A 13,406-nucleotide genomic window follows, 5' to 3' on the forward strand; every position below is an offset into this window, starting at 1 on the left:
TCATCAGGCGCTTTTTGGTTGTTGTTTTTCTTGGTCGTTAAACATCCTACCCAGAAAGCGCTTTTCTCTTACTCCCTCAACGACTCAACAACGAACCCACACCCACGAAAACAGCAATAGCGCCATATATGTTCTGTCCGACCGATACGATCTTGGGGAATTTGTCATCCCGGACGACGGTAAGATTGCATTGACCTTGCCCACCAACATTTCCGGGGGCGAACATCATCTTGTCGCACTGGTAAAGGATGGTCTGCTCTGGAATAAGCTGACTGTCCCCTCATCTACTGCAACGGTGGATAAGACCGTGCTGAACGCTACGATCAAGAAGGCGGAAGGCGAGAAACAGGCCGACTACACGGCTGATACGTGGAAGCCGTTCGCCGAAGCTCTTGAAGCCGCCAAGAAGACCGCCGCCAACGACAAGGCCACCCAGGACGAAGTTGAGGCCGCAGCTGCGGCACTGGCCAAGGCCCAGGCCGGCCTCAAGAAGGCCGAGACCACGAAGCCGGCGGACAAGACGGCACTCAATGCCGCGATCAAGGATGCGGAAGGCAAGAAGCAGGCGGATTACACCGCCGACTCTTGGAAGCCGTTCGCCGAAGCTCTCGCTGCAGCCCAGAAGGTCGCGGCTGACGACAAGGCCGCTCAGGCCGATGTTGACGCCGCAGCCAAGGCGTTGACCGAAGCACAGGCCGGTCTGAAGGAGAAGGATGACACCCCGACTCCGCCGGCCAAGGTCGACAAGACTGAGTTGGATAAGGCTATCAAGGAAGCGGAGACCAAGAACGAGGCGGATTACACGGCCGACTCTTGGAAGCCGTTCGCCGAGGCGCTGAAGGCGGCGAAGGAAGTTTCCGCCGATGAGAAGGCCAGCCAGAAGGACGTCGACGCGGCGGCCAAGGCACTGACGGATGCGCAGAGCACTCTCGTCAAGAAGCAGCCGACGCAGCCGGATCAGCCTGATACCCCGGATACGCCGAGCACACCGAACAGCGGCAATCAGAACACGACTAACACCAACGCCATTCCTGTGTACCGTCTGTATAACAAGCAGACTCGTCTGCATTTGTACACTGCGGACACCCACGAAAAGGATGTCCTGACGTCCAAGCACGGGTGGACCGACGAAGGCGTGGCTTTCAAGGTGTCCAAGAAGGTTGCTGGCGCCAAGCCGGTATATCGTCTGTACAATCCGCAGAGCCGTCGTCATTTGATCACGCTGGATGATCACGAACGCTCGGAGCTGTCCACGAAGCACGGGTGGACCGACGAAGGCATCGTCTGGTATCAGTCGGATGACGGCACGGTTCCGGTGTACCGTATGTACTCGCCCGTTTCCGGTGAGCATCTGTACACGGCCGATATCAACGAATATCGCCTTAACGCAACGCGCGATTGGAATCAGGAAGGTTTGGCCTGGATGGGACTTCACTGATTAGTGACCTTCAGCCAAAGTCAACTTTCGGGTGACATCCCTAGAAAAGCGGCCCAGCAGCAATGCTGGGCCGCTTTTTTGGAGCATGATCTTCTGAATCTTAATACGTCAGTGTGGTCTGCCGTCCTGCCTGCAGACGCTCCTGTTCTTGGGCGGCATTCAAAGTAGACTGTGGGATGAGAGATATCAGACAATGAAGTGGAGGAGATCCCTATGCAAATGCGAAAAACAATATCGGCGCTGGTTTCTGCATTGACGTTGATCGTCGCTTTCGGATTAGCATCCGTCACCGGCGTTTCCACAGCAAATGCAGCAGGTTGGAAGCAGGAAGGCGTGGCGTGGATGGCGCCTTCCTCCGGCGGGATGGAAGTATATCGACTGAAGGATCCCCGCACCGGTCTGCACCATTACACGGTTGATACCAATGAACGCGACGGCTTGGTAAAGAACCATCATTGGCAGTATGAAGGCGTTGCATTCCATGCGGACACGGAGGGGCAGGAAGTCTATCGACTGTATAACCCTGTGAACAAGAGGCATAACTACACGCTGGATACCAATGAGCGCGATACGCTGGCCAACAAGTATGGATGGCGTTATGAGGGCGTTGCTTGGTATGTGGGACAGTCGGCTGATCTGCCGGTGTACCGTGCCCGCAACCTTTCCAATGGCGAGCATCTGTGGACTATTGACGCCAATGAGTATGCCGCTCTCGGTAAGGAATCCACCAAGCCTACGACTACACCCTCAAAGCCGAAGCCGACACCTTCTCAGCCCAGCAGTACACAGAAAGGCATCACTCCGGGAGCGTTCTGCTCACCGGAGGGAGCCAAGGGAATCGGTAAAAAGAACGGCAAGACCTACACCTGCAAGTATGACGCTAACGGCAAGTTGCGTTGGCGTCAATAAGTAGCACAACGCTGGATTGTATGGGTGGGTGCGGTCACGGATTCTATGACCGCACCCACCCATCGTATTACCAACTGATCTTGTAGTGGCCGTTGGCCTGATTGAGATTGGAGTTCAGGTACTTGCCCTTGACGATGGTCCGATCCCATTTGGCGTAAAAACGTGCCTGCTCGTCGATGGCGCGCAGCGCACGATCCTTGTCGGTCTCGTCTCGGCCGCGGCTGACGTGCTCATCGTGATACAGCATGGCCTGAGGGTCGAAGATGACCAAGTACCCGGCTTCTCCGACCTTGAGGCTGAGATCGACGTCGTTCAACACCACGGCAAGGTCCTCGTCCAAACCTCCGACTTTCTCGAAAATCTCACGTCGAACCATCTGGCAGGCGCCCGTAACGGCAGCCACATCGACGGGGTACCGCAATGTTTCCATGTATCCGCCGTCCTTATAAGACATCATCTCCCCGTAATGCCCGCAATGGTCCTGCGCAACCCATACGCCGCCGTGCTGGACCAGCTTGTCTCGGAAGATCAGTTTCGCACCCACCATGCCAACCTCAGGCCGGGCAAAGAAACCGACCATTGATTCGAGCCAGTTTTCGGTGATCACTTCGGTATCGTTGTTGAGGAAGAGGATTAGTTCCCCGCTGCTATGGGACGCTCCGTAGTTGCAGATGGCGGAATAGTTGAATCCCTTGCCCGGCCAGGTGACCACCTTCACCCGAGGATCCTTCTGGATTCGCTCATAGTAGTCGAAGGTTTTCTGTTCGATGCTGTTGTTTTCGACCAGAACGATCTCGAAATGCTCATAAGTGGTTTTGTTCAGGACCGACTGCAGACACTGATCCAGCAGTTCGGAGTGATCCTTGGTGGGGATGACGATGCTCACCAAGGGATCCTTGTCGAACAGATACTTGGTGCGATACCGGAATGGCAGTTCGGATCCGGTCACTTCCACCTTTACGCCGACACGTTCAAAGTGCCGTGCTACCGCCAGCCTGCCGGCCTCTTCGGCATACGGCTTGCTGTCTTTATTGGAGCTGGTGGAGTTCTGGTGCATTCGCCAGTGGTAGAGCACGTGCTGAACGGCGCGGATGGAACGGGCTTTCTCCGCGCATTTCAACGTGAGATCAAAGTCCTGCGCACCGGAGACGTCTGCGCCGGACAGTTCCACCTGTTCGAGGACGTGCCGGCTGACCATGAGCATGTGCGTCACATAATTGCCGCCATACAGCATGTCCGGATTGAATGCGGGTTTGAATACCGGCCACCGGTAGATCCCGTTGTCCAAAAGGTCCTCATCGCAGTACAGAAGGTCGGCGTCCGGGTGCTGATGGATTTCGCACACATACCGATACAGCGCATCAGGTTCGATCACGTCGTCATGGTCGACGAACGCGATGTATTCGCCCTGAGAGGCGCGAATGCCGATGTTCGTGTTTTCCGGGATGCTTGCATTGTCTGCGGTGATGATCCGTACACGCGTATCGGTGATGGAGTCGAGCACTGCGGAGGTTTCCGGCGAATCGCCGCTGACATTCACCAGGATCAGCTCGAAGTTCTCATAGGACTGGGCCAGTACCGATTGGATGAATGCGCGGAGGAATTCGACCGGCGGGCGGAATACTGCAGTGACGATACTGATCAGCGGACGCTGATCCCAGCGTCGACTGATCTCGCGTTGATTGGCGACGTCGCTCCAGGTGGCGCGGTGACGTTCGAACCATACGGCATATCCTTCGTCCCACCACGGCTTTTTAGTAAGGTCGAACGCACCGTTGAGCAGACCGGTATACATGGCCTCGGTAATGCAGGTGAAATTACCGTCATGGAATTCCGGTTTGGCATAGATGCAGACCGCCTGTGGCTGGTCCGTGAGTGGGATGGAGTATTCGATTTCCTGCAAGTATTGGCTTGAATCCTGAGGATCGGTAATGGCTCCGCTTTCCATCACCCTCGGATGAACATCCATGACTTGGCCGTTGTGATCCAGCACGACGATTTCGCAACGCTCGTTACCGTCGGTGTATGGGTACCGGACTCGGAAACGGCAGGCGACCATGTTGTCTTCCACCGGATAGATGCCGGTGATATAGGTGTATGGGCGACCGGACAGTCTGCGCTGATCGATATCTCGTATTTGCCTCGCGAAATTGCTCTGATACTTGTACGTCAGGCGAGAGCGGATCTTGCTTTCCAAGGCGTTGAACGGCAGAACGAAGATGGGCTTCTGCGGATCCGAACGATTGAATATGCCCACTTCGAGCGAAGTTCCATCCAAGAGCGGCACCGCCAGCACGGATACGTTGCCTGCTCCTTCCACGATATCGCCGGCAGCCTCCCGGGCGATGGCATCCTCGCCGGGGAAACCTATGCGGTACAGAGGGCATTCGAGAATGCGGCCCGTTCCGGTCTTCACTCGGGCCATCAGCTGCTCTGGCGCGGATTCGGTTGCGATCTTGATGTAGCCTTTGCCATCGCCGCGGCAGAGACCCAATACTTTCACAGTGGACATGGTTTCCATTCTTGCATCTGATCTGGTCTTGCCCAAGCACCGCGCCTTCAGGGGAAAAGCCCAGATACCATCGAACTGGCCCGGATCCCAGATTCCCTTCTATTTGCCGGCATGCCTCAGTCGCTTCTGCCCCCGGAGGCCGATCCGTTTGGCCGCCGTCGTAATCATCGAGGTCAGGGGATGAACCAGCAAGGTATCCAGCAGGAACGCCACGCAACCGGCGCCGAAAAAGACGAGGAGAACAATCAGACCGCCCATCATCAGTTTGTCGGGGAACGATTGCGGAATCGGCAGTGAACCCGTGATGACCGGCCAAATGACCCGATACCAGAACTGGTTCTCATGAATCAGGTATACGCCGAACGTGGCCGCGGCCATGCGCAATATCAGCACGCGGGGAACCCCTCCGATCCACGACAGGTCAACATCGAGAGCGAGCATGACGATCGCCGCCGCAATGACCATCGGCAGAATCTCGATGCCCGGCTTGATCTGGGTCTCCCAAGCAAAGAGCCGGGTGAATGCGGTGCGGTCCGCAGCAGCATGATTGAACACCGTCATGACCACGCTGGAGACGATAATGATCAGGCACAGCACGATCGGCTTGCCCGGGATAGAGCTCTTGCTCCCATAGAGACGGATCCAGCCGCCAATCGCGTATCCAAGCACTGCGTATGTGATATTGGTCCACATGACGACGGTGATGCCCAGCAACTTCCACGTCGCCAAAAATCCGAGAAGGAAGATGAAGAGTTCTATGCTCCTGCGCGGCATATGGGCGAACAGGCAATTGACGAAAGGAGCCGCAAACAGCATGACCATGTATGCGGTAACGAACCAGTACGCGTTGAACAGGAAGGGGAAGAACGCGATTTCAATGGTGTGGGGCATGCTGTCCGCTTGGAATAAAGCAATGACTTTGTCGGGAAAGTCAACGGATTGCAGCAATAAGGCCACGATCGCAAAGGAAAGCACCGAATAACAGAGCATCTGAAACCACGTGCCGAATACCCGCTCCCATCGAAAAGCCTTACGCACGAGGAAATACCCGGAGATCATAAAGAAGATGGAGACGCCGACCTGCCCGTATTGCACCACGAGAAAAGCCAGCGCGGACTTCCACCCAGGAAGGTACTGCAGAGGTATGTTGTCGACGTTGAGCAGCCACGGGATATGCAGGGCGGCGTGACAGGCCACGATCAGCAGCATGGCGACAATGCGGAGCACGTCAAGGTTCAGATTCCTACGTACGGTGTGCTTTGCGGCCATGCTTCTCTTCCTTGCTACAACGTCTTTCCCACGGCATCCACGACCGTGCTCATCGTATTATCCGACCTCGGATTGACACGCCATGTCGCCGCCTCGCCGGCCGCAAGACCAGACGGGAATATCCTTGCGATACACTGTTGACAATGTCCAGTCAAGCATTTTCACGTCGCATGGCAATGCACGCCAAACATGATGTGTCTCGGATAAGCATCCGTCTCAGCCCCGCTTCCGGAGCATTGGCAACGGCCTATCTTCTGTATGCGGTCATCCAAATTGTTCTCGCCGTGAACCATGAACCTTGGCGGGACGAATCGCAGGCTTGGCTGATCGCGCGTGACGCATCGCCATGGCAGATCCTTTCCGAGATATGCCGGCAGGAAGGGCACCCGGCGCTGTGGTTCTTCGTGCTCATGCCATTCGCCAGACTCGGGGTCGGATACTGGAGTTTGGAGGCCTTGAGCATAACGATCACGCTCGTGGCGGCGGCGTTGCTGATGTTTGCGAAGACACCAGCGGCTTGGAAACTGCCGCTGCTTTTCACGCCGGTCTTTTTCTACTGGCCGTCCGTGGTGTCGCGCAGCTATTGCCTGATCGCACTGTTCGCCGCAGCATTGGCATTGCTTTATCCAAGCCGTAGCAGGCACCCGTGGCTGTATGCGGTGATATTGGCGCTGCTGTTCCAGACTCACGCTTTGGTATTCGCCTTTGCCGGCATGCTCGCCTTGCTGCAGGCCATCGAATGGTGTCGGACTCGCCGGCGCTTCCCTCTGCCGTTCCTGCTGCCTGTCGGTTCTGCCGTGGCGGCATTACTGGAATTAATGGGCGGGGAACAGCCGGTTTCCATGTCGGGCTCCGTATTGAGCAAGATCAAGATGATGACATCTCCGATCGCGGAGTCCGTCTTTGCCGGGCATCAGACGATTGCGCTCGCAACGGTTATCCTACTGATCATCGCGGCGCTGGCAGCCGCTTTTCTGCACAGTATTTCGGCGGGACTATATGGGACTGCCGGAGTACTGTGGCTGACATTCATGGATGTGGTGCTGTACCCGATCGGCAGCATACAGAAGATCGCCGGATGGTTCGCTCTGTTTATGCTTATCGTGCCATTTTCGATCTCCGACAATTCCCTCAGTGAGGGAGGTTCCGGTCATAAGACACTGTGGCGTTACAGTCGGACCATATTGGCGTCGGCGACTGCACTTGTCGCCCTACTGATGGCTCCGGCGACCATGCGATCCGCCTATGCGGATCTTCGCGAGCCGTTCTCTTCCGGAAAGGCTTTGGGGGTACTGTTGAACACCGTCGAAACGCATAATGCCGTCATCGTTCCCATCGAGGATCGCGGCACGCAATATGCGGTCAGCAATGCTCTGCCGTACCTTACCCATGGTCAGACCATGTGGAGCATGGCGGTCGGCGGACAAATGTCATACGTGACGAATGAGTTCCGCTCATACTGGAATGAGCATGGTTCGGTTTCGGATGATGCGGCCCCGCAGCAGACGGCAGAACTCATTCAGACGAATCTGGCAAATGCGGATGAAACCATTATCGTTGCGTGTTCGGATTCCGGAAACACCGCATTGGATTCGGCATTTGCACAGTATCCGCAGATGGTCGGCATCGGCGTGGTAGACGAGCCTCAAGTGGATGAATCACTGCGATCGGCGCACGGCGGCATCCGCTGCAGCGTCTATCAGTATCATCAATAACAAAAATGGGAGGGGAAAATCCCCTCCCATTTTCATATGGTCTTGGTTAGATCACAGACCCATCCAAGCAACGCGCTCCGGAGTCCAACCCCTCTTGGAGTTCACCTGATACTCGTTGGTATCGGTCGTGTACAGGTGTTCGCCCTTGGTCGGGGAGTACATGCGGTACACCGGCACCGTGCCCTTGTCGGACTGGTACCATGCGATACCTTCGACCTTCCAACCGTGACGAGTGGTCAGGGCCTTGATTTCAGCATCATCCGAGCTCATCAGATGAGCGCGGCTCTTCGCGTTGTACAGACGGTAGACGGGCGTGGTGTCGTCGGCCTTCTTGGCGGCGTTGAACACGACGCCTTCCACGGTCCACTCGGCCTTTGCGGCGAGGGTGTCCTTCTCGTTCGCATCGGCGGTGTACAGGTGAAGCTTGGTCACATTGTTGTACAGGCGATACACCGGAACGGACGTGCCATCATCAACCACGACGGAGGCTTCCGGCTGACCGAACTCGACGTTCTCGACCTTGCCATCCTTGGAGAGCGTCACCTTGGCGCTGTAGGCCTTGGCGAGGTTGATGCGCTGGTAGCCTTCGGAGGAGGCATCCAGCGGGTAGCCGGAGTCGATCTCGGAGGCGGCGAGCACGGCCTTACGCTGATCAGCAGTCAGGGTCGGGAACGCGGTGATGAGGAGGTTCTCGGCGCCTTCCGGAACCACGGCGGCCTGACCGGCCTTGCCGGTCTGCTTGAAGTTGTAGGTCATGCGGTTCGTGAACACTTCGATCGCGGACTTTCGATCGGTGACGGCGACCTTGGACACGGCGTCGACGAAGGAGTTAGTGTAACCCTTGCCGGCGTTCGCGCCGAGCTTGTTCACGCAAGTCTGCACGGTGTCGGAAGCCTTGGCCTGCTTGGTGGCGTAGCCGTCGGCCACGCACTTGTCGGCCATGTAGGACTGCAGCTCGTTGTAGGCCGGGATCAGCTTGTCCTTGCGGAACGCCTCATCGGACCAACGGGTCGCGTTGGCGACCTCACCATCGATACGGCCGCCCATGATGTCGAGCGGGTAGTGCACGCCGAGCACGATGCGGTTGTTGCCGGCCTCGGAGGCGCGGGTCACGATCTCGGGAGCCAGCTGCGGGAACAGCGTCGCCAGAGCGATGCCGCCGGAGTAGGCGTAGGTGGTGTGGCCAGACGGGAACGAACCCGAAGTGGCGAAATCATCATAGCCGGCCTTGTGCTCTCCGTAGTTCGGCACATGGGTGATCGGCACGGTCTTCTCGAGGCCGGCAGCCACGTAGCCGCCATCAGTACGGTCATACAGCGGACGCGTGTGATTGAACGTCACCTTGGCGGTTCCGGTATCGAGATAATCGGCAACCAAGCTCTTGGTATCGCCATTGCTAATCAGCAGTTCGCTGGTCTTCGGCAGAGAACCATCCGCAAGACCGTCGGAGAAGTACTTACCGAGCACCGGACCAAGGGCGTCCGGCAAAGTCTCCGCCATCTTGTAATCGGCATCGATCAGAGCACGCTTCTGCTGATGCGTGGCGGTCTTCGTGCCGTCGCCTTCCGCGTCCGCCTTGGCGGCGGCCTGATTGATGGCCAACGTCATGTCGTCGTCATTCTTGAGTGTGGCGGCATCCTTGACTGTACCCTTGCCGAACGGCTTGGACGGATCGTTCTTGTCGTACGTGTTGGCCGGCTGATAGTAGTTCTCGTAATCAGCCAGCAGCTTGACCAGATCAGGCTGTGCCGCATCGGACGGATACGCGTCCGCCGCATTCGCGGTAACACCAGCGCACGCAAGCATGGCGATCGTCGCGACGCTCGCCATCGTGCCCAGCAGTGCACGCTTTGCTGTGTTCTGCTTCATCATGCTCCTATCCTTCTCAGGAATCCAACAGCTTCAGTTCTAGACATATTCAGGAAGAGACACTACGGGAGCGAAACAAAGATCATCTACAGGTCACCAAGAGTTAACTTTGAGCCGTCTGCACTCAACTTTATGAAGGCATGTTCAGGAATATACGCAAGCAAGTCGAAACAACGTTCCGATCCGGTCGTGCCCGTAGAATTCTCCGTCGAGAAATAACCATGAAGTGAGGAGAGAAGCCCATGGATATCCGCAAAACGATGTCCGCCGTTGTCGCCATTGCGACGACAACGGCCAGCTTTGGACTGGCCCTGTCAACTCATACGGAAACCGCGGAGGCGGCATCGGCATGGAGGCAGGAAGGCGTTGCATGGATGGCACCGTCGACCGGAGGCATCGAAGTATATCGGCTCAGCGATCCGGCAACGGGATTGCACCACTACACCGTCGATGCCAACGAGCGTAAGGCGCTGTCGACCCGACACGGATGGAAGTATGAAGGCGTCGCATTCCGTGCGGACACCAAAGGCCAGCCGGTCTATCGCATCTACAATTCCCAGAACAAAAAGCACAATTACACGCTGGACACGCACGAACGCGACGTACTGACCGGTAAAGGCTGGAAATATGAAGGCATTGCCTGGTACGTCAGCTCTTCGGCCAATCTGCCGGTCTACCGTGCCTTCAACCAGTCCAACGGAGAACATTTGTGGACTGTGGACGCCAACGAATACGAAACCCTCGGTAAAGCATCGGCAACGCCCACAGCCCTGTCCGTACTGGAACAGCTGACCGTGAACGATCGTCTCGCCTCCGGTTACAACCGAGATCTGTTCGGTGAATCCTGGGCGGATACGGACGGCAACGGATGCGGAACGCGAGACGATATCCTCACTCGAGACCTGACCAATGTGGTCAAGAAAGACTCATGCCGGGTCGCCTCCGGCATCCTGCACGATCCCTATACGGGCACGACCATCAATTTCGTGCGAGGTTCCGATACCGACAATGACGGAGGAGTCCAGATCGACCACGTCGTGGCGCTTTCGAACGCATGGAAATCCGGTGCGAACACCTGGACCGATCAGCAGCGTCTCATGTACGCGAACGACCCTTACGTATTGCTTGCGGTCGACGATCAGGCCAATGAGGACAAGCGCGATTATGCCGCCGACAAATGGCTGCCAAGCAACACGCAATACCGTTGCGCCTATGTCGCGAGACAGATCGGCATCAAGAGCAAGTACAAGCTGAACGTAACCACCGCCGAGCGCGACGCGATGCGGAACGTACTGACCTCCTGCCCGGGACAGAGCGTGCCCGCCGGCGTGGGATCTCCTTTCAATCCAACTCAGACCACGTCAAAGCCTTCCCCCTCGAAGCCGTCCAGCAAGCCGAATACCAGCAAGCCTTCCGCGCCCAAGCCTTCGACGAAGCCTCAGACCGGCACACAGAAGAAGGTGACGCCGGGAGCGTTCTGCTCGCCTAGGGGCGCAACCGGCATCGGCAAGAAAAACGGCAAGGTCTATACGTGCAAGCCCGATAACGCGGGACGTCTTCGCTGGCGTCGTTAAAGCGATTAACAAGGCTCAGTCCGACGATGTTCTCGTCTGGCTGAGCCTTGTTTGTACATGCAGCCGGAGGAGCCGCAAACGGCCGTGAGCTCTACCTACCTTCTTGTTTCCTGTGTCCCTAGAAGAAAGGTTCCTGACTATGACAGGAAACAACAAGGTTTGGCGCGCGCCGCTCGCCGGCCTCGCCTCCGTCGCGATGCTCGCGACCATGGGCGTCGCCGCCGGCACCGCTAATGCGACGACGGCTCAGGCTGCTAAGTATAATTTCACGGTCACGCTGAATGCGGGCGACAGCCGTCAGGGCTCTCTGCCTGGTGGCGCTCGGACTCTTGAGGTTAAGTCCTCTAGCGTTACCGACCTTCAGGATGGCCAGTTCGATACCCTGTACACAAATACTGCGTATAAGGTGACCGCGAACAATGCTCAGAGCACGTTCACCGGCTGGTACCTGTCCCCGGATGACGGTGCCGAGAAGTTCGATTTCGCCAATACCTATCTAAACAAGGACATCACCCTGTACGCGCATTACGCGGACCAGGATGATCTGGTCAAGATCAGCTGGGACGGCACGCAGGCCCAGGGCGTGTACAACGGCGCCGTCAACGCCACGTTCGCGACGAACAGCAGCATCGAAGTGTCCAAGAAGGACAAGAAGATCGCCAAGTGGGAGATCCCGGGCGACGTGCCGAACAGCCAGATCGTTACTTCTTGGAAGATCGACAATCAGTCCACTAATGCGACCCAGGTTTCCGATCCCGTGACTTTCGACCAGCTGGCGACTGATTTCACTGGCAAGCTGGTGTACGCGAACGGCACTGAGAATGACATCCAGCTCGTGGCCGCCAATGTCGACCCGGCCGTCAAGGTGACGTTCAAGGGCACTGATGGCACTGTCTTCGAGAAGAAGGATTACGCCTATACTTCCAAGGTCACCTTCCCGAACGGCTACAATCCCTCGAAGCATACTCGCGTGACGGAATGGACCGACCAGACCGGCAAGAAGCTCTCCGGCTTTGATACCGTCGGCCAGGCGAAGGCCCCGGCTTGGACGTACACTGCGGCTGCCTGGCAGGATGCGTATCTGGTCACCTTCCTGTCCGAGGTTGAGGGCGACTGGACGTCTGTCGTCGATCAGCAGGTTGTGGACAATGGCAAGGCTCCGACTGCGCCGACCACTCCGACTCGTAACGATGGCTATACCTTCGCCGGCTGGTCCACGACCAAGGGCTACGGTCAGAAGACCGTTGACCTGTCCTCTCTGAAGATCGGCGCCGATACAGCTTTGTACGCCCAGTGGACCACTGACAAGGCCACCGTTACCTACTACTACCAGTATGCGAACAAGAAGACCTCGAAGGACTACGCTTCGGGCGATACGTTCACTCTGCCGACCGCGACCCGTGACGGTTGGAAGCTCATCGGCTGGTACAAGGACGGCTCCAACGTCAAGGCTGAGTACGAGTGGCTGAAGGTCAAGAAGACCGTTGACGGCAAGACCGAGAACGTTTGGGCCAAGGTCGATTCGGGCTTCGCCAAGACTCATGCGCTGGACGCCGCGGGCAACCCGACCGCTTCGTACGAAGACGCCTTTTCCGCTCAAGCCCTGCTGTCCCAGTACGACAACTACAAGCTGCCGGAGAATGCTCAGCTGCAGATCACTGCCGCCGGTGACCTGCAGTACCTCGATCAGCGTAAGGTCGAGACCGCTCCGGGCAAGTACCAGACGATCAGCAAGTGGACTGATGTTCCGAGCAACTTCTACGCCGCTTGGGAAAAGGCCGACGGCAACCAGCTGGCTCCGGAGGAGCAGGCTGTGGACACCAGCGACGAGGGCGAGGTTGTCGATACGACGAACAACTACACCGCTGCTTCTAAGGCCGCTTACGCCAAGGCGTTCAAGGCTTACCTTGCCCACAAGGCGCAGCTTGGTCCGAAGGATGAGGATCTGACTTCTGATGAGGCTGCGACGCTGCTGAAGGAGCTGCAGGCTGCTCAGGATCTGCTGGTGCAGACTGCTCCGGTTGAGGTGGTTCGTCTGAAGAACGGTGCGAAGCACGTGTACTCCACGGACGAGCACGAGCAGACCGTCCTCAAGCGCAACGGCTGGAAGGTCGAGGGCG

At 57.3% G+C, this 13,406-nt stretch carries 7 protein-coding genes and 1 pseudogene; 5 read left to right on the forward strand and 3 right to left on the reverse strand.

Annotated elements, in window-relative coordinates; all coding sequences use genetic code 11:
• Both JS533_RS12220 and JS533_RS12225 read left to right on the forward strand, forming a co-directional pair.
• Window positions 1-1,438, forward strand: a pseudogene (locus tag JS533_RS12220) (hypothetical protein); the annotation flags it as partial.
• A 213-nt stretch (window positions 1,439-1,651) separates the two neighbouring features.
• Entirely contained in the window at window positions 1,652-2,347 is a 696-nt protein-coding gene (locus tag JS533_RS12225; protein ID WP_241514957.1) for a hypothetical protein, read from the forward strand.
• Between the two features lie 67 nt (window positions 2,348-2,414).
• Here JS533_RS12225 and JS533_RS12230 read toward each other — a convergent pair whose 3' ends face one another.
• Together JS533_RS12230 and JS533_RS12235 are read right to left on the reverse strand one after the other, a co-directional pair.
• The gene (locus JS533_RS12230; protein ID WP_241514959.1) at window positions 2,415-4,859 is read right to left on the reverse strand and encodes a glycosyltransferase family 2 protein; all 2,445 of its coding nucleotides are present in this window, start codon (window positions 4,857-4,859) and stop codon (window positions 2,415-2,417) included.
• A gap of 99 nt (window positions 4,860-4,958) precedes the next feature.
• Complete coding sequence (locus tag JS533_RS12235) at window positions 4,959-6,128, reverse strand: acyltransferase family protein (RefSeq protein ID WP_241514960.1); 1,170 nt, start codon at window positions 6,126-6,128, stop codon at window positions 4,959-4,961.
• Between the two features lie 143 nt (window positions 6,129-6,271).
• On the opposite strand from JS533_RS12235, the gene JS533_RS12240 reads away from it, so the two are divergent.
• Window positions 6,272-7,843, forward strand: a complete 1,572-nt coding sequence (locus JS533_RS12240) for a hypothetical protein (RefSeq protein ID WP_241514962.1) — start codon at window positions 6,272-6,274, stop codon at window positions 7,841-7,843.
• Window positions 7,844-7,894: 51 nt separating this feature from the next.
• Here JS533_RS12240 and JS533_RS12245 read toward each other — a convergent pair whose 3' ends face one another.
• The gene (locus JS533_RS12245; protein ID WP_241514964.1) at window positions 7,895-9,715 is read right to left on the reverse strand and encodes a phosphatase PAP2 family protein; all 1,821 of its coding nucleotides are present in this window, start codon (window positions 9,713-9,715) and stop codon (window positions 7,895-7,897) included.
• 239 nt (window positions 9,716-9,954) lie between these two features.
• Here JS533_RS12245 and JS533_RS12250 point away from each other — a divergent pair, with 239 nt between their 5' ends.
• Window positions 9,955-11,286: a GmrSD restriction endonuclease domain-containing protein gene (locus JS533_RS12250; protein ID WP_241514966.1), complete on the forward strand. Its 1,332-nt coding sequence runs from the start codon at window positions 9,955-9,957 to the stop codon at window positions 11,284-11,286.
• Window positions 11,287-11,425: 139 nt separating this feature from the next.
• On the forward strand, window positions 11,426-13,406 hold a 1,981-nt coding region (locus JS533_RS12255; RefSeq protein ID WP_241514968.1), incomplete at its 3' end, for an InlB B-repeat-containing protein.

Source organism: Bifidobacterium amazonense (assembly GCF_018555435.2).
GTDB classification, from domain to species: Bacteria; Actinomycetota; Actinomycetes; order Actinomycetales; family Bifidobacteriaceae; genus Bifidobacterium; species Bifidobacterium amazonense.

What these genes read in the sequence shown, in the direction of transcription:
- JS533_RS12225 (WP_241514957.1), top strand. Translation starts at nt 1,652, where the DNA reads ATGCAAATGCGAAAAACAATATCGGCGCTGGTTTCTGCATTGACGTTG.
- JS533_RS12230 (WP_241514959.1), bottom strand. Translation starts at nt 4,859, where the DNA reads ATGTCCACTGTGAAAGTATTGGGTCTCTGCCGCGGCGATGGCAAAGGC.
- JS533_RS12235 (WP_241514960.1), bottom strand. Translation starts at nt 6,128, where the DNA reads ATGGCCGCAAAGCACACCGTACGTAGGAATCTGAACCTTGACGTGCTC.
- JS533_RS12240 (WP_241514962.1), top strand. Translation starts at nt 6,272, where the DNA reads ATGTCCAGTCAAGCATTTTCACGTCGCATGGCAATGCACGCCAAACAT.
- JS533_RS12245 (WP_241514964.1), bottom strand. Translation starts at nt 9,715, where the DNA reads ATGATGAAGCAGAACACAGCAAAGCGTGCACTGCTGGGCACGATGGCG.
- JS533_RS12250 (WP_241514966.1), top strand. Translation starts at nt 9,955, where the DNA reads ATGGATATCCGCAAAACGATGTCCGCCGTTGTCGCCATTGCGACGACA.